The following is a 23,409-nucleotide window of genomic DNA, read 5'->3' as shown; positions in this document are numbered from 1 at the left end:
AATAATATCATGCAAAATCAAAGTAAATTTAAAACGTTTAAAGCCTTATTTATTTTTTGTCTAGCTATGTTAGGGTATGGAAATGCAAACGCAGAAACAAAGAATCCTAATAAGGAAATTAAGGAGAGTGTTCCTTTTCACGAAGGTAATGGTAATGGTCATATTCAGGAGTTAAACACGAACTATAATCTTTATTCAATATGTGAAAATGATATAGAGGGTTATAAAGAAATGCTTTCTGGCTCTGAGTACTTTCTATATCCATCTATAAGAGAAGATGTTAACGTTTCAATGATTGCAAGAGCCACTACTGGTGAAATGGGATTCGAATTTCTTACTGGGGAAGTGCCAGCTAATTATTCCTCAGATGAGGTGACTTTTTTAATGCTAAGTGATATTGATCTTACTTTAAAAGAGTCTTTTGATATTCATGTGAATGATAAGCATTTATTAACCTTCAACTCCAATGAAGATGGCAGCTTATCGGTTACGGACAATCCTGGCAAAGGTAATGCCCAATACGTTTTGGTAAGAAGAGATGGCAATGGTGATGGCGTAGGAGTTTTTCGTTTGACTGTTCCAACATCTTTAGTGCAAAAAGGTAAGAGTGCAAAAATAAAATTCAATGGTCATAAAAAGAATTCGAACTGTTGGGTTATGATTTTTAAAGGAACAGATGTGGTTGAACGCATAAAAAGGTCGGTTTCAGATGAAGTGGCATTTATGATCAAGCAGAAAAATGAAATACTATATGTTGATGCTCCTACCCATTTTAATGGCAAGCAAGTCTATTTAGTAAGTGATGGAAAGAAAAGTAAAGTAAAAAAGTTCAAGGCCCAAGGCGAAATGTCTAAGGCGTCTTTTGGTATAAAACCACCAAAACACAGTTTTTCAATCGTATATGATGGTAAGGAATTGGCCCTTAAATTTGAAAAGGGAGATGGAATTTTGTTGAAAACAGATGTTGAAGGTAAATACCTATATCATCATAGAGCCAAATATGGCAACGGTTGGGTTGCATCATTGACTAAATTGTACAAGCCTGAATTTTACCAAACCTTTGATAATTTTTTTGAAAAAAAGTATGACGGAGGATTGGTTTCTATCATGAATTCAAGTCATCAAGATATTGCATGGGTTGATCGTCCAGAAGTATGTATTATTCTTAGAGATACGCTTTTATTGAAGCCTGTTCTCAAAGATGCATTTATAAGAGATGACTACGGATTTGATATTGAAGACGGATTAATGTTACGAGAATATATACAAAGACATCCCGAATCCGTAGAGAAATTGACCACCTTATTGAATAAGAAACTAATATCCGTAGGCGCTACTTATAACTGCCCTTATGAAGATATGTACGATGCAGAAGACCAGGTGCGTCAATTGTATTTAGGTAAAAAGTGGGTAAAGAAAACTTTTGGAGGATATGATTCTAAAGTATACTGGAATGTTGATGTACCAGGTAGATCTTTGCAAACACCACAAATACTTAAAAAAGCAGGAGTTGATTATATGATTATAAGCAGGCATGCCAAAGGAATGTTCCATTGGGCGAGTCCAGACGGTAGTTCGGTCTTTACATACTCACCCGGTCATTACGGTAACGATTTGCTATATCTTTCAAGAGACTTGAACAATAAAATGAAATATGGTGCTGAACAGATTTTGTATTGGGAGAAGAATTTTGAGGGAAGTGAAATCCAGACCCCATTGCTTTCAAGTCAGGATATGTTACCGGCAATTGATTATTCCGATTTCATTGAATCATGGAATTCTTTTGATGCTCTAAAAGATGAAAAGGGAAATGCTAAAAATGTTCACTTACCAAAAATGGAACTTATGACGGTAGATGAATTTATGCCTTTGGCAGAAAAAAATGCCACCAAAGTGGATACCATTATGGGGGAACGTCCTAATGTTTGGGTGTATATTCATGGCCCTGGGCATCATGATGCCCTTACTGCTAGTCGTGAAGCCTCAAAATTATTGCCGGCAGCAGAAAAGTTTCTTTCGATTGCAAATATCATCGATCCAAATAAAATACAATATCCATTTAAGGATTTTGATGAAGCATGGCAAGCTAAAATTTATCCCGATCATGGTTGGGGTGGTCATGATGGTGATATTACCGATAATTTATTCAAAGAGAATTTGGTAAAATCAAGAACCATGGGGCAAAATCTATTGAACAAAGGAATAGATTTTTTATCCTCAAGGATAAAGAAAAACGAGAAATTGGGAACCCCAATTGTTCTATTCAATAGTCTATCCTGGGAACGCACAGACCCAGTAACAATGACATTAGATTTTCCTAAAGGAAATACACACAATATTGCGATTGTATCTGCAGACAAGAAAAAGGTATCCTCTCAAAGTGCCAATGAGACATATTATGAAGATGGTAGTCTTAAAAATGCCGACATCACCTTTATCGCTGAGAATATTCCATCTATAGGATATGCTACGTATTACATTTCAAGCAAGAAGAATGAAGTAACCAATAACACTAGTAAGGCATCAACTTCGACCTATGAAAACCGGTTTTACAAAGTAACTTTTGAGAAAGGCGGCATAGCACAAGTCTATGATAAAGAATTAAAAAAAGAATTACTTGATACTGATAACTTAAAAGGAGGAGAAATTTTCACTTTACAGTCGGTCGGAAATGGCGCTGGTGAATTTGGAGATGTACAGCAAGTAAGTATGGTAGATTTTGATAAAATGAGTCTTCATAATCCTGAATGGGTAGTTCTAGAAAACGGGCCAGTTTATACCAAATATAGATTGGAACAAGAAATAAAACATGCCATTGTAAGACAGGATGTAACTTTATATCATAATCTTAAACGCATCTATTTTAATTCGGAGTTGCGAAACTGGTCGGGTGAATTGTATCGCGAATTTAGAACGGCATTTCCAATTAATATGGAGAACCCTGAAATTGCCCACGAAGTACCTTTTGGAAGTGTAAGAGTTGGTAAAGATGAAATCAAGACAGCAGGGGAGCGCTATACTCCACTTTGTAAAGATGTACACCCAAGGGCAATTATCGATTGGATTTCCGCGACGGATAATGATGTTTCAGTTACGTTGAGTTCATCAGTGTCTGCGGCAGATTGGATAGATCCTACCTCGCATGATGCTAACAAAGCCGTATTACAACATATATTATTGGCGAGTAGAACATCTTGCCATTGGGAAGGAAATGAATACTCACAGGCAGGTAACCACGACTTTCATAATGTGTTCACTTCCAACAAAGCGGGAAGTATCAAGGGGCGACAAATTGCCAAACAAGAAAATGAACCAATAAGTGTAGTGGTTTATCCAGAAACTTCAACAAAATCATTCTTACCAGAATCCTTGAGTTTCTTCGCAATCGATACCGAGAATGTTATGATAACGACCATTAAGAAAGCGGAAGATTCTGAAGATATTATTGCACGTATGTACAATATTAAGGATGGGAATGAGAAGGTGAATATTTCCTCTTATTTCAACATCGATTCGTACAAACACACCAATATTATAGAGGAGAATCCTACACCTGTTGCCCCTGAATTAAAAGTGGGTAAATACGCTATTGAAACATTTAGTTTGGATGTGAATAAATAGTAGAAATAAAATTGATTGGCTGTAAATAACTAACCATAAAAATCTGTTTAATGACAACACATTGGAAAAATGATAAAGAACTATTTAAAATCGCTAAAAAAGAGCTTTTTGTGGCACTTGTAGGGGATGTTTTAGATAAAATGGGATACTTACATCAATTTCTTCCACCGAATCTAAAACCGTTGAATGATGATTTTGTGGTGATTGGTAGGGCGATGCCTGTTTTGGAAGCGGATGTTTTTGAAGAAATTGTAGATAATACCAATAATCCATTGATGGAAAAACCATTTGGGATTATGTTTGAAGCATTAGATAGTTTAAAAGAGGATGAGGTTTATATCTGTTCAGGCTCATCCCCAAAATATGCCCTTTGGGGTGGGTTGATGAGTACAAGAGCTATTAATTTGGGAGGTGCTGGTGCTGTTGTAGACGGATGGTCTAGAGATACAAAAGAAATACTCAATCTTGATTTTCCTACTTTTTCGTTTGGTGGTTATGCCCAAGATCAAGGTCCTAGAGGGAAAGTAATCGATTATAGAGTACCTATAGAGATTGCGGGTATACGTATAAACCCTGGGGATATAGTTTATGGTGATGTTGATGGTGTATTAATTGTGCCAAAAGAGGCCGTAAAAGAGGCGTTTACAGGCGCTATTGAAAAGGCTAGAGGCGAACAATTGGTTAAGAAAGTATTAGAAGCTGGCATGAGTACGGTTGATGCTTTTAATAAATTCGGAATCATGTAATATGAGCATCTTTTTAAACCACGTATTATGAACAAAAAATCTTCTTTTTATCTTCTTTCCATAAGTTTTGTATCAACCATTGGAGGGTTTCTATTTGGGTATGATACCGCAATTATAGCCGGTTGTAATTCTTTCCTTGAGTCCCAATTCGAATTAACCGCAACTATGTTGGGCTGGGTGGTTTCATCCGCGTTGCTAGGAACAATATTAGGATGTATTATTTCAAGTAGGGTCACCGATAAATATGGTCGAAAGAAAACACTGATATTAGCAGCTTCCTGTCTTACAATATCGGCATTCGGTTCCATGTTACCGCCACAGTTTTTAGGTGATTTGGATTCATCGTATTGGATTACTTCTAGTTTAGATTCGTCGTATATAACTTTGATTATTGTTCGAATTATTGGAGGAATTGGTGTTGGTATAACTTCCGTAGTGGCACCTATTTATATTTCGGAATTGACATCCCCTGAAAAAAGAGGAAAAATGGTTTCCCTATATCAATTATCTATAACCTTGGGTATCCTGCTTGCTTTTCTTGTGGATTGGATAGTTCTTAATCAAGCCGGAAGTAAAGCGGGAATAATCAGTGGTACAGAAGTAAGTTTTTGGGATTGGTTGTTTGTTGAGGAACTCTGGAGGGGAATGTTTGGTACTGAAATTCCAATAGCTATTTTATTTTTGATTTTGCTGTTATTTGTACCGGAAAGCCCTAGATGGCAAGTAGTTAATGGAAAGGAAGAAGAAGCATTCACCACTATGGTTAAATTAGGAGGTATGGCACAGGCAGAAGCACAATTGGCGGAAATGAAGGAAGCTGCGAGGGAGGAAACACAAGGTATAAGGGAGTTATTCAAACCCTATTTGCGAAGACCCTTTTTAATTGGAATTTTACTCCCAATGTTTTCCCATTTAAGTGGAATAGCCGCCATAATGTATTTTGCTCCCAATATTTTGAATGAATCAATAAAGAGCGTAGAAAGCTCATTCTTAGGTGCTGTTTTAGTTGGTTTGGTGAATTCAATTTTCACTTTTATCGCTATAATGAATATAGAGCGATATGGAAGAAGAAAACTATTATTGATAGGTGTTGTAGGTGCTGCACTATCGCTTATGGGAGTTGGAGTGCTATTCGCAGTAGGATCCAACCTAGTGATAATTCCACTATTGATTTACGTGGCTTGTTTTGCATTTTCATACGGACCTATAGTATGGGTAATCATCAGCGAGATTTTCCCAACCAAAATTAGAGGCTTAGCCGTAAGCATAGGAAGCCTTTCCTTAATGGTTACGGGTTTTTTCATTACGTTAACGAACCCTATGTTCATTGAAATTATTAAACCAGCAGGAACTTTTTTCTTATATGGCGCATTAACGATTCCTGCAATTTGGTTTATATGGAAATATGTTCCTGAAACAAAGGGAAAAACCCTAGAAGAGATTCAATTGTCTTGGAAAAAATTGAATGACAAACGAGAAGATAAAGGCTAAAATGAAACTAATAGAACAATACCAGATTAGTGGTAATGGATATCATCCATTCTTAATCAGGGATGGATGGCAAGTTGCACAATTGAATTATATGCCAGAACAGCAAATAGGCAATATAGATAAGCTAGATATCCATCATTTAACCGATGAGGTTTTTATACTGTTGAAAGGAAAAGCCGTATTGATTGGAGCCGAAATAAAGGAGAATAATGTTGCTTTTGAGGTAGAATTATTGAAACCTAATATTACCTATAACATTCCTATAGATACTTGGCATAATATTGCAATGAGCGAGGATTGCGAGATTATTATAATCGAAAAGTCATATACTCACGAGGGAGATTTTGAATTTTTCCCGCTAAATGAAGAAAAAAAGAGGGAAATGGAAGCCTTGGTTAGGAACGCTTTTGAGCAACACTAAAGCAAGTATTCGGTAATTAAAAAAATGAAAGAACCAAGGTTATGATAAAGATAGATTTAACAGGTAAAAGGGTTTTGGTCACTGGAGGTAGTAAAGGAATTGGTGCTGAAATTTGTAGAAAAATGGCAGCTTGCGGCGCTGATGTTTTTATCAATTATAATAGCAATAAACAAAGTGCCGAAGATTTAGCAAAAGAGATAAGTACTTCTTTTGAGGTGAAAACGGGGATTGTAGGTGCAGATGTATCAAACGCAGTACAGGTCAAGAAGATGTTCTTGAAAATGGATGAGGAAATAGGCGGGATTGATATTTTGGTAAACAACGCTGGTACCGAATCTATCCATCATATTTTGGATATGGATGAAAGTGAATGGGATCGTGTAATGAATGTGAATTTGAAAGGGCCGTTTCTATGTTCACAAGAGGCTGGTAAAAGAATGGCCGACATTGGAGAAGGGGTTATTATAAACATTTCGTCCATTCATGATGTGGTACCAAGAAAGGGGTTAACACATTATTGTTCGGCAAAAGCAGGATTAAAAATGCTTTCTAAATGCTTATCGCTAGAATTGGCTGAAAATAATATAAGGGTAGTTTCTATTGCTCCTGGAGCCATTACAACAGAAATGAACAAAGAGGAAATTACAAAATTTGGTATAGAGAAATTTGAAAATTGGATTCCTCAGGGGAGAGTAGGTAATGTCGGTGATGTTGCCCATACAGTGGCTTTTATGGCAAGTGAATTGGGCGATTACATCAATGGTTCGGATATCTATATTGACGGGGCGTATATGAACAGTACCATACAATACGATCCTCGCCTGCCGAGAAAATAAACCTAATAAATTGAGAATATAATTAATATACACAATGCTATTTTCTACTTTTTTTATTGGCAGTTACACACAAAAACTGACTCCCGAAATTTTCGGTTCTGGTGATGGAATTTCTACAGTTCAATTGAACGAGGAGACTGGTGAAATTTCTGTCTTGCATACTAAAAAAACAGTTAGCCCGAGTTACCTTACTTTAAGTACAGATAATAAATACTTGTATAGTAATACAGAGGTAATTGAAGAGGATAGCCCAGTAGTTCAGGCTTATGAAATCAAAGATGATTCTTCTTTGGGATTGTTGAATGAGCAACCGATTTTGGGAGGGTGTCCATGCCATATAGAAGCACTAAACGATAGAATTTTAATAGCCTGTTATATTTCAGGAAATATGCTCGAATATCCTATTGACGAATCAGGTAGATTATTGATGTGCGCTAAAAATCATCAGCATTCTGGGTCAAGTGTAAATTTGGAACGGCAAGAAGCTGCCCATGCACATCAAGTGGTGGCGCACCCGAATAAAAAAGATGTTTATGTCTGTGATCTAGGAATAGATACAGTGAAGGCCTATGAAGTTCAAGAAAATAAATTGACTCCCAATCCTCAAAAGGATATCAGTATACGTAAAGGAGGAGGTCCTAGGCATTTGGTATTCAATAAAGATGGGAGCCTGGGTTATGTAATCAATGAATTGACCAGTGCGGTTTCTGTATTAAAAAACAAAGGGAATAAATTCAACCAAATAGGTTCTTATAATTCATTACCAGATTTTTATCAAGGTGCTCCAAGTGCTTCAGCTATAAGAATTCATCCTAACGGTAAATTTTTGTATGTAGGTAATAGAAAACTTGATGCCATCACCATTTTTAAAATGGAAGAAGATGTATTGAATTTGGTCGGCTACAAACATACGAACGCAAATGAGCTTAGAGAGTTTAATATTTCTCCAAGTGGTAAGTGGCTTATTGCTTGTCATCAAAATTCAAATGACACCATTGTATATAGGATTAGAGGAAACGGAAAATTAATAGAAGTATATCGCACAAAAGAGATAAAAACACCTGTCTGTGTGGCGTTTTTAAAGTGAATTGTAAAGTAAAAAAAGTATTGAAATGAAACTAGGATTTGGACTATATAAACATATGTTGAATGATGACCATTATAAATTCGCCAAACAATGTGGGGCTACTCATTTGGTGGTACATATGGTCGATTATTTTGGACATGAAAAAAATGACAAGAGTAATGCCAATCAACCTATAGGCGAGGAGGAAGGCTGGGGTAAGGCTGGAGACCCCAATAAATTATGGAGTTTAGAGGAATTATTGACCATAAAAAAAGAGATTAATTCGCACGGACTAGAATGGGAGGCGATAGAGAATTTTGACCCCGCACATTGGCATGATATTTTATTGGATGGACCAAAGAAAGAGGAACAAATGAGCAACTTAAAACAGTTGATTCAAAACGTAGGTGCCGCTGGAATACCCATTTTTGGTTATAATTTTTCCTTGGCAGGCGTGGCTGCCCGAACACAGGGTGAATATGCAAGAGGAGCCGCTGTTTCCGTAGGAATGGATGGGGGTGATGATACGCCTATCCCGAACGGAATGGTTTGGAATATGGTCTATGATGAAAACGCTCCTCAGGGAACAATGTTAAAAATAGATCATGAAACATTATGGAATCGTTTACAATATTTTCTAGATGAGATTTTACCCATTGCAGAAGAGGCAGGAGTTAAAATGGCAGCTCATCCAGATGATCCTCCAATGCCCTATGTTAGGAATACACCTAGATTAGTATATCAGCCTAATTTGTATCAGAAATTAATTGATATGAATTCAAGCCCCGCCAATAACCTCGAATTTTGTTTGGGTTCCATAGCTGAAATGACGGAAGGCAATGTGTATGATGCCACGGATAGTTATAGTAAGCAGGGTAGAATAGGGTATATCCATTTTAGAAATATCGTAGGTAAAGTGCCTCAATATCAAGAGGTTTTTGTTGATGAAGGCGATATAGATATGTTCAAGGTTTTGAAAATTTTAAAGAAGAACAATTTTGAAGGGGTTTTAATTCCTGATCATACACCACAAATGACATGCGATGCTCCTTGGTACGCTGGTATGGCCTATGTTATGGGTTATATGAAAGCTGCTATGTCGCTTTTAGAACCATAAACGTTCTAACAATAATTAGGGAATCAATTCATTAGCCTTATAAACAGAAAGAAAAATTAATTTACTTGTATATACTCACGTAGATATTCTGAAGGAGATTTTTGAGTAATATTTTTAAATTGCCGATTAAAATTAGAGATATTATTAAATCCAGAATCGTAACAAATACTTGTTATATTTCCCTTTTGTTCAATTAATTGATTACAGGCATAACCAATACGGACTTCGTTTAAATACCTAGAGAAAGGTTTTCTATTTACCCGCTTAAAGTACCTGCTAAAAGCAGAGGGGTTCATATTAGCAACGTTGGCTACGTCTGTCAAAGAAATATGTTTGTTAAAGTTTTCAAATATGTATTCATAAGTATTATCTAAGGTAATATTTTTGGTTTTATTAAACGTTTTAATATAGCCTTGGCTAGATAGTATTTCGTAATTCTTGTGTTTTGCAAGAATATTAAGGATTGTTAGAAGTTCAATGGTTCTCTTAAATCCATTCAGAGCAGAAATACCTTCTATTTTTTTTAAAACTTTTACGGGTGTATTATTGAATTTTATCCCATACTTAGACTTTGTTAATAGTAAAGAGATAGGTTTCATTTCTTTGGTTTTAAAAAAATCTTTCCCTAAAAATTCCTCTCTAAAATGTATAACTATATCCTCTGCAATTAAGTCTGAGTTTGGTTCAAAGTAGCAATCGTCATTAATCCACATATGTGGTACATTCTCCCCGATTAAAACCAAATCACTTTCATTAAATTTTTTAATACTATCACCAACAAATCTTGTTCCGGTACTTTTTAAAGTTAAAACCAATTCTAATTCTGGATGATAATGCCAAACCTTAGGAAAAGAAGGGTCAGAATGTTTGGTAATCATAAAAGAGTTGTTCTTTAGATTGTCTCTGCTAATTAGGTGTGGTTTCATTTCTTTTTTACTATAGAGAGTTGCGTAATGCTTAACAATATAAAACAAATTTAAATTTTAAAACTTAGTTAAGGCAAAAATAGTATTGGTATGGGTCGTATTTGTAGTAGTTATTGGTTTTTTGACAATATAACTTTGTGATTAGTATTAAATGGGAACAAAAAGTATTCTATAAATGCGAAATAAATAGTTTTATTATTAGCGTACTGTTATTCCGCGATAGTGTATTAAAGAAATTGCCATATAGGGTAGTAGAAAAATACGGTCTTTACAGAATGGTAAATATGTAAATCGACTTTAAAACTTATAATCAATATAAATCAAATGAAAAAAGTAGTAACGTTTGGAGAGATAATGCTTCGTTTAGCACCTCAAGGATTTTTAAGATTTTCACAGGCGAATAACTTCGATGTTGTTTATGGAGGAGGAGAATCTAATGTAGCGGTATCCCTTGCTAATTATGGTGTGCCTGTTGATTTTGTAACACGTTTACCAAAAAATGACATTGGAGAATGTGCTTTGATGGAAATGCGCAAGCGTGGTGTTGGTGTAGATAAAATTGTTTACGGTGGAGATCGCTTAGGAATATATTTTTTAGAAACTGGAGCAGTAAGTAGAGGTAGTAAAGTGGTTTATGATAGAGCACATTCTGCTATTGCGGAGATTAAATCAGGAATGATCGATTGGGATACTGTTTTTAAAGATGTAGAATGGTTCCATTGGACAGGTATTACTCCTGCTATTTCTCAAGGAGCAGCAGATGTGTGTTTAGAAGCGGTTAAGGTTGCTAGCGAAAAAGGAATTACCATTTCTACCGATTTAAATTATAGAGCTAAGCTTTGGAATTACGGAGGAGATAGAGAGGCTATTATGACAGAACTTACCTCGTATTGCGATGTTATCTTAGGAAATGAAGAAGATGCAGAAAAGCACTTTGGAATACACCCAGAAGGATTAGACGTACATAAACATGGTCATGATGTTAAGGCAGAAGCTTTTTTATCTGTATGTAAACAAATGATGAAACGATTCCCAAAAGCTAAAAAAGTAATTACAACTTTACGTGGTTCTATTTCAGCTTCTCATAATACATGGGCAGGGGTTTTATATGATGGGGAGAGAATGTACGAAACACGTCAATATCAAATTACAGATATCGTAGATAGAGTTGGTGGAGGAGACTCTTTCATGGGAGGATTAATCTACGGATTATTAAAGTACCCAGGAGAGGACCAAAATGCGCTTGATTTTGCAGTTGCAGCATCCTGTTTAAAGCATACCATTAAAGGGGATGCAAACTTGGTAACTATTTCAGAAGTTGAAAAACTCATGGGAGGAGACGCATCTGGACGTGTAGCAAGATAAATTAATATTCATTTAAATAACAATTCTTCTCTTTTATAAGGGAAGGACTTACCTGTAAAATTATGGCACAATATTCAAGAATAGAAGTAGCTAGTGTAATGAAAGAAACCGGAATGGTTCCTTTGTTTTACAACCCAGATATAGAGTTAGGAAAAAAAGTATTAAAAGCTTGTTATGACGGAGGTGCTCGTTTAATGGAATTTACCGCTCGCGGTGATTTTGCTTTTGAAGTTTTTTCGGAACTTAATAAGTATGCAATAAAAGAACTTCCAGGAATGATAATGGGAGTTGGTTCTATTACAGATGCAGGAGCAGCTTCAATGTTCATGCAAATGGGGGCGAACTTTATTGTAACTCCATCTTTAAGAGAAGATATTGCTATTGCATGTAACCGTAGAAAGGTATTATGGTCTCCTGGTTGTGGTTCATTAACAGAAATCAATAGAGCAGAAGAGCTGGGTTGCGAGATTATTAAATTATTCCCAGGATCAACATACGGGCCAGGATTTGTTTCTGCAATAAAAGGTCCTCAACCTTGGACAAGTGTTATGCCAACAGGTGGTGTAAGTACAGAAGAAGCGAACTTAAAAGGTTGGTTTAATGCAGGTGTTACTTGTGTTGGTATGGGATCTAAACTTATTAGTAAAGAAATTATTGCAAGTAAAGATTATGCAAAGCTAGAGAAAGATGTAAAAGCAACATTAGCTTTAATTAAATCTATAAGAAAATAGATGTAGAATAAGATGTTTGGGAGGAATGCACGAGTTTTTTGTATAACTCTTATCTTCCAATTATAAAATACAAAAACAATGGGTGTGCCATGTGGGGTTTAAAAGTCTGCATAGTACACTCATTTTCTATTAAACCTTTTTCTTTTAATGGTTTATAAGAGTTCGGTAATAGTGCCTAAAATAATTTAATGATCGTTGTCATATAATTTTAGATTTACTCCTGTTATCTTTGATAGTATTTTTCATAGAAAAGAACTATTAAAACCATACAATTTGGCAGGTAAATTACAATTTCAGGACTACATAGATCATACTATATTAAAACCAACAGCAACTGTTTTAGATATTAAAAATCTTTGCAAAGAAGCAGTAGATTATAATTTTTATGCGGTCTGCGTTAATGGGTGTTTTGTAGAAATTGCAAAAAAAGAATTACAGAATAGTAAAGTAAAATTAGCAGCGGTTATTGGCTTTCCGCTAGGAGCAATGTCTACCAAAGCAAAGGTTTCTGAAGCTATAGAATGTGTTGCATCAGGTGCCGATGAAATAGATATGGTTATTAATATTGGCCAATTAAAATCTGGAGATAGTAATTTTGTTCGATCAGAGATTAAACAAATAAAAAAAGCTATCGGCGACACCGTTCTTAAAGTAATAATTGAAACTTGTTTTTTAACTACAGGCGAAAAAAAAGAGGCTACTAAATTAACCATGGAGGCAGGAGCAGACTTTGTAAAAACCTCTACAGGGTTTGGTACAGGAGGAGCAACATTAGAAGACGTGCAGCTTATGAAAAGTATTGTAGGCGATACCGTAAAAATAAAAGCTTCAGGAGGAGTAAGAGATAAAGAGACGGCTTTGGAATATATTAAATTAGGTGTTTCAAGAATTGGTACATCTTCTGGAATAGCAATAGTTTCAACTAAATAATAAATTATGAGCGTACATATTTCAGCAGAAAAAGGGCAAATTGCAGAAACGGTATTAATGCCAGGAGACCCTTTAAGGGCAAAGTGGATTGCGGAAACTTTTTTAGATGATGTTATATGCTATAATGAAGTTCGTGGCATGTTAGGTTTTACGGGTACGTATAGAGGAAAACGAGTATCTGTACAAGGTAGTGGAATGGGTATTCCTTCGGCAATGATATATTATCATGAACTTATTAAAGAGTATGGTGTTAAAAACATTATTAGAGTTGGCTCTGCAGGATCTTACCAAAAAGAAGTAGAGCTAAGAGATATTGTTTTGGCTATGTCGGCATCGACCACATCAGGCATAAACAATACACGTTTTGTAAATGCAGATTTTTCACCAACTGCCAATTTTGAACTTTTGTTTAATGCGGTAAATTATGCTAAAATGAAGGGGATAGATGTAAAAGCGGGTAATGTGCTTTCTTCTGATGAGTTTTATGGAGATGATCCTAATGATTATAAAAAATGGGCAGATTATGGAGTGCTTTGTGTAGAAATGGAAGCAGCCGGTTTGTATACTTTGGCAGCAAAATTTAACATACGTGCACTTGCCATCTTAACCATATCAGACTCTTTAGTTACAGGAGAAAGCTCTTCTTCAAAAGAAAGAGAAACTTCTTTTTCAGAAATGATAGAAATTGCTTTAAATATTTCCTAAACTAATTGTAGTAGATATTGTAAAACAGGATTATCATTTTCTTTGTTCCATGCAGCATATAAAGTCGTTTTTTGTGCAATATTTTTTAGCTCTATATACCTAACTTTGTAATTAAAGTTGTCACGTAAAGAATTGGGTATAATAGAAATTCCCATTCCATTTTCTACCAATTTAAAAATGGTTGGTGCATGAATAGATTTATGCGATATTTTAGGACTAAAGCCATTATCAGCGCATAGGTTTAAGATTTGCTGAAAATACATAGGACTATTCTCATTAGGGAATAGAATAAAAGAAGCTTCAGAAAAAGAACGCATGTTTGTAAAATTATCTTCCGTAATAGGGTGTTCTTCTGGTAAAACTAAGGTTAAAGACTCCTGAAAAGCAGGTTTTAATAATAGGTTAGAGGTTACTTTATTCGTTCGCATAAAACCTATGTCGATACTGTTTTCTTGTAATGCTTCTATTTGGTCTTTATTGGATAACTCTTCTAGTTGTAATTTTATATTCGGATATTTTTGATCGTAAGACTTTAGAATTGGAGGTAAAAATTGTTGCATGGCCGAAGCTACAAATGCAATTTTTAAAACTCCGTCGGATCCATCTTGTTTTAATTTCCAATTAGTAATAGAGTTATCTACTTGTTTGGTAATTCGCAGAGCTTCTTCTAAAAATAGTTTCCCAGAGCGGTTAAGAGATACTTTTCTATTGGTTCTATCTAATAGTTTAACCCCGAGTATAGACTCTAAAAGCATAATTTGTTGGCTTAAGGCAGATTGGGAAATAGCTAAAGTTTCTGCAGCCTTTCTAAAATGCAAGGTTTGGGCAACAGCAATAAAATAACGAAGTTGTCTTAATTCTAATTGATTAGTAATACTTATCATTTGATACTTAATAAGAGTTGTTATTAATCAAAAGTACAATTAATTTTGCCGAGTTATTTTAATGTAAAATGTAACAGCTATGAATACTCAAAAGAAAGAAGGATTAAAAACTATTTTAAAAGCTTTGTTTAATCCGTATATAGAACGGGTACCAGATGTGGAGAAAATTACTAAAGCCATGATTAGTAATGACCTTATTGCTACACAGGCAGATATTGTTAATGATCATATTGCTTTTAGGACTTTAGGCGTGCCTAATTTGGGTATAGCTTCTTTCGAGAAAATATTTTTACATTATGGCTATACCAAAGAAGACTATTTCTTTTTTGAAGGGAAAAAGTTAGATGCTTACTGGTACGCACCTCCATCTCCTGAGTTTCCTCGTATTTTTATTAGTGAACTTAGAGTTAAAGACTTGTCGGTAAAGGCTCAAAAAACAATTACTAAATATACGGAGAGTATTACCAAAGACCCAGTGGATGTATTAGATTTAAATAATGCTACAGAAGTGGGACAGTTCTTTTATAAATCCCTTTGGCAACTACCAACTTTAGAAGACTATCAAACTTTATTAGAAGAGAGTGAGTATGCTTCTTGGGTAATTTATAATAGATATTATTTAAACCACTACACCATTAGCGTTCACGAATTGCCAGAAGCATATAATACAGTAGCTAAATTCAATGAATTTCTTGAATCTATAGGGATAAATCTCAATACAGCAGGCGGAAAAATTAAGACCAGTGCAGATGGTCTTTTAAAACAAAGTAGTACGGTAGCAGAGATGATAGATGCGGAATTTTCTAACACCAAGAAAACAAAAATAGCAGGTAGTTACGTAGAGTTTGCAGAGCGCTTACCTTTGCCAGAGTTTATAAATATAGCCTCATCGGAACTAAAAAGAGAGCACCGAAGAGAGGGGTTTGAATCTGCAAATGCGGACAAAATTTTCGAAAGTACTTTTAGCACGCAAACCCAAAAGAAATAGCAGGTTTTATTCAAAGGTTATAATCTGTAAAAGTAGATTGTAACCTTTGTTACTTATAGAGTTTTGCTAATGTGCTACTTTTATACGCAAAAAGTAGTATGTCTTTTAAGGAATCAAAACTATATAGTATTTTATTTTTAAAATGCCCTAGGTGTCATGAAGGGAATTTTTTAGAAGCTAGCCCATATAAACTTAGTAAATTCAATAAAGTAAAAAAGAATTGCCCCAGTTGTAACTTAAAGTATAGTATAGAACCTAGTTTTTATTACGGTTCTATGTATGTATCTTATGGTGTTGGTATTGCAGTAGCCGTAGCTGTTTACGTTTTAATTCAAATTTTAGGGCTAGACTTTAGTCTTTTTTATACCTTTATTAGCATAATTGTTGGGCTGGTTTTAACCATGCCATATATTGGCGCTATTTCTAAATCTATTTGGGCCAATATTTTTTTTAAATTTGATAAGAGTATTGCAGCTAAAGCAAAAACAAAACCCTAAATGATTCAAGAATTAAAGGATAACTACGGACATATATTTGAAGAGGATTTAATCAACGAAATAAATCAAGTAGCTACCTTTAAAGAAATTCCGGAAGGTTTTAAAATAATGGAGATAGGGGATTATATTAAATCTATGCCCTTATTAATATCTGGAGCCATTAAAATATTAAGAGAAGATAAGGATGGCGATGAGTTACTACTCTATTTTTTAGAAAATGGAGATACTTGCGCTATGACCTTAAGTTGTTGCGTAGGGCAATCTAAAAGTGAAATACGCGCAGTCGCAGAAACCAATGCCAAGTTAATTATGATACCTATTCAGAAAATGGAAGAATGGATGTCTAAATACGCAAGTTGGCGAGGTTTTGTCTTGGATAGTTACCATAATCGTTTAAATGAGGTTATGGAAACAGTAGACAGTATTGCTTTTCTTAAAATGGATGAACGTTTACTTAAGTACCTTAAAGATAAAGCTAGAGTAACCCATAATAATACGATTAACAATACCCATCAAGAAATAGCACATGAACTACATACTTCTAGAGTAGTAGTTTCTAGACTTCTTAAAAAGCTAGAAAACATGGGTAAAATAGAACTAAACAGAAACCATATTCGTTTAGTAGATTTATAATAATTTTTTAAATGTAACATTAGTTACTGTCTCTTAGAATTACCTAGACTACTTTTATCCTGTATTTAAACTATGAATTTTTTGAATACAAATTTTTATTGGTTGGTTATTTAAGGAAACGATCATGAGACCTTGTGGTCGTTTCTTTTATTTTACTTGCCTTTATTTTACATCACTAAAAATATAGAATATGTCATTTTTAAGTAGCTTATTTGGGCCAAAGAAAGATTACTCAGGGATTATTGAAGTTTTAAATAAGAATTCTTTTTCATCTGCTATTTCTGGAAAAAAAGTACAGTTAATAGATGTGCGTACACCAAATGAATTTGGTGGCGGTCATATAAAAAAAGCAGTAAATGTAGATTTTTTTAGACCAGGTAATTTCAAAGCATATTTTGAAAAATTAGACAAATCTAAACCATTATATATTTATTGCCGTTCTGGTGCTCGTAGTCAAAAAGCGGCACATAAGTTAGCAGATATGGGTTTTGAAAAAATCTATGATTTACAAGGAGGATACTCCAGATGGTAGCATAAAACCTAGATTAAAAGTGATTTCTCTGTAAATCATTTCTTTATTTTTACAAAAAAAGACTTGTGATTAACACTATAGTAGAACAGCATTTTCCTTATCTGGCAGAAAATATAGAGCTTAAAGAAGAAATAGTACAAGTTAGTAGCTTAGTGCAAATAGAAAAAGGGAATGTAATTCTTAAGTCTGGTACGTATATTAAGGTAATTCCTTTTTTAGTTTCTGGTTTAGTAAAAGTCTTTAAGGAAGATGAAACCGGAGCAGAAGTACTTCTATACTATATAGAACCAGGAGAAAGTTGTGTTATGTCTATGACAACTTTGGTAAAGGATGAAATTAGCAAAGTAAAAGCGGTTGTAGAGAAAGATGCCGAAATGGTATTAATACCCGCTGGCAAAGCTCTTGATATTGCACGGAATTACCCCAAATGGAACGAGTTTTTTTATGATCTATTTAATCTAAAGTTTGATGAGTTACTGCATATGGTTGAGGTACTCACTTTTTCTAATAAAGACCGGCTTTTGCTAGAATACTTACAAAAAGAATCTTCTCTTCATAATTCCAAAGAAATAAAGAATACCCATCAGCAAATAGCAAAAGAATTAGGTTCTTCTCGCGAAGTAATTTCAAGATTATTAAAAAAATTAGAACTAGAAGGTCATTTGTTTTTAAAGCATGGAACAATTCAATTAAGAGACTAAGCTTCTTTACGTAGTATTAAAGTAGACATGCTTCTTTGGTTATGCACATAAACACTCTTAAAAGGGTCTATGAAACTAAGGTTATGTGTTAGCATAAGTTCTTCTAACAATGGAACGGTTAATAAGAACCGAACAGAATTATCGGGTAAATAAAATAGCCCTTTCCCTAGAGGCTTAATTTTGTTTTCTACTCCAATATCTGTGGCCATTCTTATAAAAATGGTGCCACCTATTTTTAAAACGCGCACTAACTCCCCAAGCATATTTTTAAAATGGGTTTCATTTTTTGCAAAATGTAATACAGCACTACAAATAATATGATCAAAAGAGGTATTAGTAAAAGGTAAGTTATCTAATTCTGCAACATTAAATTTATTTTCTAAACTAGGGTACAGCTCTTTTAAAAGGGCAATTTCGGAATTATTTATGTCTATTGCCTCAATGGCATAGCCATTGGCTATAAACCAATGTAAATTTCTCCCCGAACCGCAACCAGCATCTAAAATATTTTGGGAGAGAAGGTATCTATTTTTTAAGATTTGGTCTAACAGATATATATCAATTTTACCAAGTACTCTTTGTAATTGCATTACTTAGGATTAAATATTCGGAGTTGTAACATATGTCACAGCTTTAGCAAAATACGATAATTACTTTTGTAGTATCAAAAGGCATTAGTAATCCTTCAAAAAGTTAATAATTTAAAATTTTATGGTATGACAAAAAATATGGGCGGTGCAGATCGTATAATTCGTTTTATTATTGCAGGAATAGTCTTAGCATTATACTTAACTAATGTGTTACATGGTATGTTCGCATATGTTCTTATAGGATTGGCAGTAATTTTTGTTTTTACAAGTTTTATTAGTTTTTGTCCATTATACACTTTGTTCGGGATAAACAGCTGTAAAATAAAGGATAATAAATAGTGATTATTTGCAGTTATTTTTTAGTAAATTCATTAAAAACCAATTAGAATATTGAATACATCTCGTGCCTTGAATATCTTTTGTAACAATTGTTACATTGTTAAAATATATCTTAGTGTATATTTAACAGGTTACATTTAAAAACAAGGTATGGGTAAACATTATAAAGTTCTTATTATAGGAGGAGGAACTGCAGGAATAATGACTGCAGGGCAATTATTAAAAAAAGATAGGACATTAAATATTGGTATTATAGAGCCTGGTGATACGCATTATTACCAACCTGCTTGGACGCTTGTTGGTGCGGGTGCGTATGACTTTGAAAAGACGGCAAGGCCAATGGCCGACATAATGCCAAAAGGAGTCACTTGGATAAAGGATAAAGCAACTGGTTTCGATACGGTAAATAATAAGGTGAGTACGGCTACAAAAGGAGACATTGCTTATGATTATTTAGTTGTAGCTCCTGGCTTGGCTTATGATTTTAGTTTGGTTCCTGGTTTGGGAGAGGCAATGGATAAAGGTGTAGTTTGTAGTAACTATACAAATCCCAAACATACTTGGAATGTTATTAAAAACTTCAAAGGAGGAACAGCTCTTTTTACGCAACCCACAACACCTATTAAATGCGGTGGCGCTCCACAAAAAATTATGTACTTAGCGGAAAATCATTTCAGAAAAACAGAGGTGGACAAAAAAACTGACATTATTTTTGCTACTGGAGGTACCGTTATTTTTGGTGTAAAGGAAATTGCTAAGACCTTGATGGAGGTAGTAGATAGAAAAGACATTAATCTAAGATTTCATCATAAATTGGTAGCTGTAGATGCCGAAAAGCAAATTGCTTGGTATGAAATGGGTAAGGATATTACTGCAGGTGGTTGTGTAGTCATTTCAAGTGGTCAAGCAGACGAGCTAGAACTAGATGAATCATTTCAATATAATTATAAAGATGTAGAGATTACAAGGGATGGCAATCGCTACGGCATACATTATGATATGTTGCATACAGCTCCCCCATCTGTGGCTCCTAAGTTTGTTAGAGAATCTTCTTTAGTAAATGATGCAGGTTGGTTAAATGTTGATCATCAGACCATGCAACATAATTTATATCCGAATATTTTTGGTTTAGGAGATGTTGCAGCTTTACCAACGGCAAAAACAGGAGCAGCAATACGTAAACAAGTGCCTATTGTTGTAGATAATTTGTTTAAACTTATAAATAATAAAGAAGCCAATAATAAATCTTATAATGGTTATTCTTCTTGTCCATTAGTTACGGACTATGGTAAAATGGTACTCGCAGAGTTCGATTATAAGAATAATTTTATCCCAGATCCTAAATTAAAACGCATGTTAGTTTTTAATAGCAATAAAGAACATTGGAGATTATGGATGCTTAAAAAGTATGGCCTTCCTTATCTATATTGGAATAAGATGATGAAAGGAAAAAACGTATAAAATTAGAATTAAAAAGAGGAAACATTTTGTTTCCTCTTTTTAATTTCTATTCTTGTTGTTCTATTATTTATAAAAATAAGAGGTAGGCATTGCACAGTAAAAACAAACATCGTAGAGCGGGTTAAATGCTATTAACAATAAAGTTATACTTAGTAAGTCTTGTATGTTTTTCATTTGTGTGTCTCAAGGGTTATTTAATTACTTTTTTGTGCGTATAGAACTACTTTTTAAGCTTCTTTTTAGAGCTAGCTATGCTATTAATATCTGCGAACATATTGAATCTGCTACCACCAACACATTTTTTATTTGTTTTAAAATGGCCACATTCACTAAAAGCCTATCCGTGAGTTATATGGGTATCCGCTATCGGGTAACAGAAAAGACTGCATGACTCTTTATATTAAAAGTCAGAGAGGTAGGCTTCTAGTGAAAACAATCCCATGGATGGAGATGTTCATGTCGGCGAGTTTGTGCTGGGCGGCAGGGAGGAAGGTAAAACGTGTAGAAGTTACCATGGCAAGAAAAGAAAGCGGTAACAGCGGTTCAGCTAACCAAAGACGGTAAGGTAAAAAGGATGTATGCCATGAAAATAGAGGATTTTTCAGCCCAACCCTTGCAATACATTTTTGTCAATCATATTAAGTCGAGAGGCCAAGGTTAAGACGTATAATGGTATTGTATGTAGTTTTTTACATTGCTAATGTTGGCTGGTGTATGTTATGCTCTATAATAAGCAAGAGAAGCCTTTGTACATCTCTTTTTTAGTTGAAAGTATAGCTCTTTTGCTTTTAAACGGAATAAAGAGAAGTAATAAAAAACACCTAGAATTGACAAAGCGAATTATAGATCTACTTACAAAGTGCTTTTAATTTTCATTTCTGTTTTTAAAATATGATCAACTGCTTGTCTATATTTTATAGGATTTGTAGCTTTTTTTATGGCTTTGTATGTTTTCTGTGGGTTTGATGTAGATTGAGAAAAAAATTCCCAAAAACCTAACATTTTCATTTTTATAGGTGTTGGCCCGGACAAGTACTCGTCATATTGTTGGTAAATAGTGTCATGAAATTCAGAAAAAATAGACCATCGGTTTTTGGGATATTCCGTAGTGTTATTTTTTATCATACTTGGTAAAAAAGGATCAGCAATTAAACCACGGCCAATCATAAAATGATCGATATTTGGAAAACGTTTTTCAATGGCTTTAAAAGCAGAAACGCTAGTAATATCTCCGTTATAGTACAACTTGTGTTTGGTGCTACGAATGCATTTTTCAAAAGCATCTAAATTTACGGGGCCTTTGTAGAGTTGCTTTCCTATTCTTGCATGAATAGCAATGTTTTTAAGCGGGTATTGATCTAAAATAGGAAAGGCATCTAGAATTTCTTCTGCATTTTCGTACCCCATTCTCATTTTCATAGAAACCAAAATATCTGTTTCGTTGTGTGCCTTGTGTAAGACCTCATTAATTTTTTTGGGATTGCAAATTAAGCCAGAGCCCATTCCAGATTTAGTAACCATAGGATATGGGCAGCCTAAATTCCAATTTAATTCTTTATAGCCTAAACTTTGTACGTATTTAGCAACATATATAAATTCTTCCGGATCGTTAGTGATTACTTGCGGAATCACCTCTAAAGTAGTGTTGTTTTCTGGCAATAAATCGTTTTGATAGGATTGCTTAATTTTTAGCTTTCCATTTAGCCTAATGTATGGCGCATAGAATGTATCGATACCTCCAAAGTAATGATGGAAGGCGTTACGAAATCTGAAATCTGTAAAGCCTTGTAAAGGTGATGAAAGTAGAGTAGAAGCCATTTTGTTGTTTAGTCGGGCAAATATAGGATAATTGGTTGATGGTTTTGATTTAGGGTTATGATATGGTTTTTGTATTCAAAATTATAGCAAAATGTAATTTTTTGTATAAAATATATTTATAGTAAGAGTTTCTCTAATTGCGTTGTTTAAATGGGATACGGTCTAGTGCAGAGTTTTTTTGTGGATAATTTATTTGTTTTTTTAGATTGATAAAGAAAAGTTATGCCAAGAAGTAATAGAATACTATAAACGTTAAGAGCACTTTTTTTTTAAATTTTTAGCTTATGTAACATAAGTTTCAAATAGATTTAATCTATTGTATTAATTTAGTAAAATAGAAAAAAACAATAACTAGAAGCGCTTATTATGGAAGAAATACAAAAAGAACAAGAAGTTTTTGCAATGCCAAGAATTGGTGATAAAGCACCAGAATTTACTGCAATAACAACACAAGGCGAAATTAATTATCCTTCAGATTATAAAGGAGAATGGTCTATTTTATTTAGCCATCCAGCAGATTTTACTCCTGTATGTACATCAGAGTTTATGACTTTTGCTCATTTAGAAGAAAAATTTAAGAAAGCAAATTGTAGTCTTATAGGGTTGTCAATAGATGGTTTATATAGCCACATTGCATGGTTAAGAACAATTAAGGATAAGATTAAATTTAACGGAATGGAAAATATCGAAGTAAAATTTCCATTAATAGAAGATATTTCGATGAATGTTGCTAAAAAATACGGAATGATTCAACCCAGAGAAAGTAAAACACAAGCAGTTAGAGCTGTCTTTTTTGTGGATCCAAAAGAAACTGTTCGTGCTATTATTTATTACCCTTTAAGTTTAGGACGTAATTTTGATGAGTTATATAGAGCTTTAATAGCTATGCAAACATCAGACAAATTTAATGTAGCAACTCCAGCAGATTGGAATCCAGGAGATGATGTTATTGTCTCTCCAGCTGGTTCTTGTGGTGTGGCAGAAGAGCGTATGACAAGTGATGATGATTTG

Annotated in this window: 23 protein-coding genes and 1 pseudogene; 20 read left to right on the top strand and 4 right to left on the bottom strand. The window is 34.2% G+C overall.

Annotation, left to right across the window (positions count from 1 at the left end; genetic code table 11):
* Positions 1-9: 9 nt before the first annotated feature.
* The 7 genes from QZZ51_RS07195 to QZZ51_RS07165 are packed head-to-tail and all read left to right on the top strand — an operon-like array spanning position 10 to position 9,298.
* Complete coding sequence (locus QZZ51_RS07195; protein ID WP_291867924.1) at positions 10-3,621, top strand: glycosyl hydrolase-related protein; 3,612 nt, start codon at positions 10-12, stop codon at positions 3,619-3,621.
* 50 nt (positions 3,622-3,671) lie between these two features.
* Positions 3,672-4,367 (top strand): RraA family protein, encoded by a 696-nt coding sequence (locus QZZ51_RS07190; RefSeq protein WP_291867921.1) that lies wholly within the window; start codon positions 3,672-3,674, stop codon positions 4,365-4,367.
* 27 nt (positions 4,368-4,394) lie between these two features.
* Positions 4,395-5,858, top strand: a complete 1,464-nt coding sequence (locus QZZ51_RS07185) for a sugar porter family MFS transporter (RefSeq protein ID WP_291867918.1) — start codon at positions 4,395-4,397, stop codon at positions 5,856-5,858.
* A complete protein-coding gene (locus QZZ51_RS07180) occupies positions 5,833-6,279 on the top strand; it encodes a hypothetical protein (protein ID WP_291867916.1) in 447 nt (148 codons plus the stop codon). The genes QZZ51_RS07185 and QZZ51_RS07180 overlap by 26 nt, the downstream gene beginning before the upstream one ends.
* Before the next feature lie 41 nt (positions 6,280-6,320).
* The gene (locus tag QZZ51_RS07175; protein WP_291867913.1) at positions 6,321-7,115 is read left to right on the top strand and encodes an SDR family oxidoreductase; all 795 of its coding nucleotides are present in this window, start codon (positions 6,321-6,323) and stop codon (positions 7,113-7,115) included.
* A gap of 34 nt (positions 7,116-7,149) precedes the next feature.
* Positions 7,150-8,202 carry a lactonase family protein gene (locus QZZ51_RS07170; protein WP_291867911.1) on the top strand — a complete coding sequence of 351 codons (1,053 nt, stop codon included), beginning with the start codon at positions 7,150-7,152 and terminating at the stop codon, positions 8,200-8,202.
* A 25-nt stretch (positions 8,203-8,227) separates the two neighbouring features.
* Complete coding sequence (locus QZZ51_RS07165) at positions 8,228-9,298, top strand: mannonate dehydratase (protein WP_291867908.1); 1,071 nt, start codon at positions 8,228-8,230, stop codon at positions 9,296-9,298.
* A gap of 56 nt (positions 9,299-9,354) precedes the next feature.
* Here the strand turns inward: QZZ51_RS07165 and QZZ51_RS07160 are convergent, their stop codons facing one another.
* A complete protein-coding gene (locus QZZ51_RS07160; protein WP_291867906.1) occupies positions 9,355-10,224 on the bottom strand; it encodes an AraC family transcriptional regulator in 870 nt (289 codons plus the stop codon).
* A gap of 324 nt (positions 10,225-10,548) precedes the next feature.
* On the opposite strand from QZZ51_RS07160, the gene QZZ51_RS07155 reads away from it, so the two are divergent.
* From QZZ51_RS07155 to deoD, 4 genes are all read left to right on the top strand, one after another.
* Complete coding sequence (locus QZZ51_RS07155) at positions 10,549-11,589, top strand: sugar kinase (RefSeq protein WP_291867903.1); 1,041 nt, start codon at positions 10,549-10,551, stop codon at positions 11,587-11,589.
* 62 nt (positions 11,590-11,651) lie between these two features.
* Entirely contained in the window at positions 11,652-12,320 is a 669-nt protein-coding gene (locus tag QZZ51_RS07150; RefSeq protein ID WP_291867902.1) for a bifunctional 4-hydroxy-2-oxoglutarate aldolase/2-dehydro-3-deoxy-phosphogluconate aldolase, read from the top strand.
* Positions 12,321-12,593: 273 nt separating this feature from the next.
* Positions 12,594-13,250: a deoxyribose-phosphate aldolase gene (gene deoC / locus QZZ51_RS07145; protein WP_291867899.1), complete on the top strand. Its 657-nt coding sequence runs from the start codon at positions 12,594-12,596 to the stop codon at positions 13,248-13,250.
* A 6-nt stretch (positions 13,251-13,256) separates the two neighbouring features.
* A complete protein-coding gene (gene deoD, locus QZZ51_RS07140; RefSeq protein ID WP_291867896.1) occupies positions 13,257-13,955 on the top strand; it encodes a purine-nucleoside phosphorylase in 699 nt (232 codons plus the stop codon).
* Here the strand turns inward: deoD and QZZ51_RS07135 are convergent.
* Positions 13,952-14,839 carry a LysR substrate-binding domain-containing protein gene (locus tag QZZ51_RS07135; protein ID WP_291867893.1) on the bottom strand — a complete coding sequence of 296 codons (888 nt, stop codon included), beginning with the start codon at positions 14,837-14,839 and terminating at the stop codon, positions 13,952-13,954. The two genes, deoD and QZZ51_RS07135, sit on opposite strands and share 4 nt — an antisense overlap.
* Before the next feature lie 79 nt (positions 14,840-14,918).
* Here QZZ51_RS07135 and QZZ51_RS07130 point away from each other — a divergent pair, with 79 nt between their 5' ends.
* The 5 genes from QZZ51_RS07130 to QZZ51_RS07110 all read left to right on the top strand — a co-directional run bounded on the left by QZZ51_RS07130 (position 14,919) and on the right by QZZ51_RS07110 (position 18,190).
* Positions 14,919-15,827: a DUF1338 domain-containing protein gene (locus tag QZZ51_RS07130; RefSeq protein WP_291867890.1), complete on the top strand. Its 909-nt coding sequence runs from the start codon at positions 14,919-14,921 to the stop codon at positions 15,825-15,827.
* Positions 15,828-15,925: 98 nt separating this feature from the next.
* The gene (locus QZZ51_RS07125) at positions 15,926-16,324 is read left to right on the top strand and encodes a DUF983 domain-containing protein (protein WP_291867888.1); all 399 of its coding nucleotides are present in this window, start codon (positions 15,926-15,928) and stop codon (positions 16,322-16,324) included.
* On the top strand, positions 16,325-16,957 hold the full coding sequence (locus QZZ51_RS07120) for a Crp/Fnr family transcriptional regulator (protein ID WP_291867885.1): 633 nt from the start codon (positions 16,325-16,327) through the stop codon (positions 16,955-16,957).
* A 190-nt stretch (positions 16,958-17,147) separates the two neighbouring features.
* Entirely contained in the window at positions 17,148-17,489 is a 342-nt protein-coding gene (locus QZZ51_RS07115; RefSeq protein ID WP_291867883.1) for a rhodanese-like domain-containing protein, read from the top strand.
* Positions 17,490-17,554: 65 nt separating this feature from the next.
* Positions 17,555-18,190, top strand: coding sequence for a Crp/Fnr family transcriptional regulator (locus QZZ51_RS07110; RefSeq protein ID WP_291867881.1), 636 nt, complete (start codon positions 17,555-17,557; stop codon positions 18,188-18,190).
* Here the strand turns inward: QZZ51_RS07110 and QZZ51_RS07105 are convergent.
* Entirely contained in the window at positions 18,187-18,780 is a 594-nt protein-coding gene (locus tag QZZ51_RS07105) for a class I SAM-dependent methyltransferase (protein WP_291867878.1), read from the bottom strand. The genes QZZ51_RS07110 and QZZ51_RS07105 overlap by 4 nt on opposite strands.
* A gap of 126 nt (positions 18,781-18,906) precedes the next feature.
* Between QZZ51_RS07105 and QZZ51_RS07100 the strand changes: the two genes are divergently transcribed.
* From QZZ51_RS07100 to QZZ51_RS07090, 3 genes and pseudogenes are all read left to right on the top strand, one after another.
* Positions 18,907-19,119, top strand: a complete 213-nt coding sequence (locus tag QZZ51_RS07100) for a DUF2892 domain-containing protein (protein ID WP_291867875.1) — start codon at positions 18,907-18,909, stop codon at positions 19,117-19,119.
* 150 nt (positions 19,120-19,269) lie between these two features.
* On the top strand, positions 19,270-20,580 hold the full coding sequence (locus tag QZZ51_RS07095) for an FAD/NAD(P)-binding oxidoreductase (RefSeq protein ID WP_291867872.1): 1,311 nt from the start codon (positions 19,270-19,272) through the stop codon (positions 20,578-20,580).
* 298 nt (positions 20,581-20,878) lie between these two features.
* A pseudogene (locus QZZ51_RS07090) lies at positions 20,879-21,239 on the top strand (IS1595 family transposase); the annotation flags it as partial.
* A 193-nt stretch (positions 21,240-21,432) separates the two neighbouring features.
* Here QZZ51_RS07090 and QZZ51_RS07085 read toward each other — a convergent pair.
* Positions 21,433-22,398: a tRNA-dihydrouridine synthase family protein gene (locus tag QZZ51_RS07085; RefSeq protein ID WP_291867870.1), complete on the bottom strand. Its 966-nt coding sequence runs from the start codon at positions 22,396-22,398 to the stop codon at positions 21,433-21,435.
* A gap of 366 nt (positions 22,399-22,764) precedes the next feature.
* Here QZZ51_RS07085 and QZZ51_RS07080 point away from each other — a divergent pair.
* Positions 22,765-23,409 (top strand): peroxiredoxin (locus tag QZZ51_RS07080; protein WP_291867867.1); only part of this gene is annotated, 645 nt, incomplete at its 3' end.

It is taken from the genome of Maribacter sp. (assembly GCF_016744255.1).
GTDB lineage: Bacteria > Bacteroidota > Bacteroidia > Flavobacteriales > Flavobacteriaceae > Maribacter_B.
This window is presented reverse-complemented; position numbering and strand designations above follow the sequence as displayed.

Excerpts from the sequence above, each read along its gene's own strand:
- QZZ51_RS07095 (WP_291867872.1), top strand. The coding sequence starts at position 19,270 with ATGGGTAAACATTATAAAGTTCTTATTATAGGAGGAGGAACTGCAGGA.
- QZZ51_RS07170 (WP_291867911.1), top strand. The coding sequence starts at position 7,150 with ATGCTATTTTCTACTTTTTTTATTGGCAGTTACACACAAAAACTGACT.
- QZZ51_RS07175 (WP_291867913.1), top strand. The coding sequence starts at position 6,321 with ATGATAAAGATAGATTTAACAGGTAAAAGGGTTTTGGTCACTGGAGGT.
- QZZ51_RS07085 (WP_291867870.1), bottom strand. The coding sequence starts at position 22,398 with ATGGCTTCTACTCTACTTTCATCACCTTTACAAGGCTTTACAGATTTC.
- QZZ51_RS07130 (WP_291867890.1), top strand. The coding sequence starts at position 14,919 with ATGAATACTCAAAAGAAAGAAGGATTAAAAACTATTTTAAAAGCTTTG.
- QZZ51_RS07155 (WP_291867903.1), top strand. The coding sequence starts at position 10,549 with ATGAAAAAAGTAGTAACGTTTGGAGAGATAATGCTTCGTTTAGCACCT.
- QZZ51_RS07150 (WP_291867902.1), top strand. The coding sequence starts at position 11,652 with ATGGCACAATATTCAAGAATAGAAGTAGCTAGTGTAATGAAAGAAACC.
- QZZ51_RS07180 (WP_291867916.1), top strand. The coding sequence starts at position 5,833 with ATGACAAACGAGAAGATAAAGGCTAAAATGAAACTAATAGAACAATAC.
- QZZ51_RS07185 (WP_291867918.1), top strand. The coding sequence starts at position 4,395 with ATGAACAAAAAATCTTCTTTTTATCTTCTTTCCATAAGTTTTGTATCA.
- QZZ51_RS07120 (WP_291867885.1), top strand. The coding sequence starts at position 16,325 with ATGATTCAAGAATTAAAGGATAACTACGGACATATATTTGAAGAGGAT.
- QZZ51_RS07165 (WP_291867908.1), top strand. The coding sequence starts at position 8,228 with ATGAAACTAGGATTTGGACTATATAAACATATGTTGAATGATGACCAT.
- QZZ51_RS07195 (WP_291867924.1), top strand. The coding sequence starts at position 10 with ATGCAAAATCAAAGTAAATTTAAAACGTTTAAAGCCTTATTTATTTTT.
- QZZ51_RS07190 (WP_291867921.1), top strand. The coding sequence starts at position 3,672 with ATGACAACACATTGGAAAAATGATAAAGAACTATTTAAAATCGCTAAA.
- QZZ51_RS07105 (WP_291867878.1), bottom strand. The coding sequence starts at position 18,780 with ATGCAATTACAAAGAGTACTTGGTAAAATTGATATATATCTGTTAGAC.
- QZZ51_RS07125 (WP_291867888.1), top strand. The coding sequence starts at position 15,926 with ATGTCTTTTAAGGAATCAAAACTATATAGTATTTTATTTTTAAAATGC.
- deoD (WP_291867896.1), top strand. The coding sequence starts at position 13,257 with ATGAGCGTACATATTTCAGCAGAAAAAGGGCAAATTGCAGAAACGGTA.
- QZZ51_RS07135 (WP_291867893.1), bottom strand. The coding sequence starts at position 14,839 with ATGATAAGTATTACTAATCAATTAGAATTAAGACAACTTCGTTATTTT.
- QZZ51_RS07100 (WP_291867875.1), top strand. The coding sequence starts at position 18,907 with ATGACAAAAAATATGGGCGGTGCAGATCGTATAATTCGTTTTATTATT.
- QZZ51_RS07160 (WP_291867906.1), bottom strand. The coding sequence starts at position 10,224 with ATGAAACCACACCTAATTAGCAGAGACAATCTAAAGAACAACTCTTTT.
- QZZ51_RS07115 (WP_291867883.1), top strand. The coding sequence starts at position 17,148 with ATGTCATTTTTAAGTAGCTTATTTGGGCCAAAGAAAGATTACTCAGGG.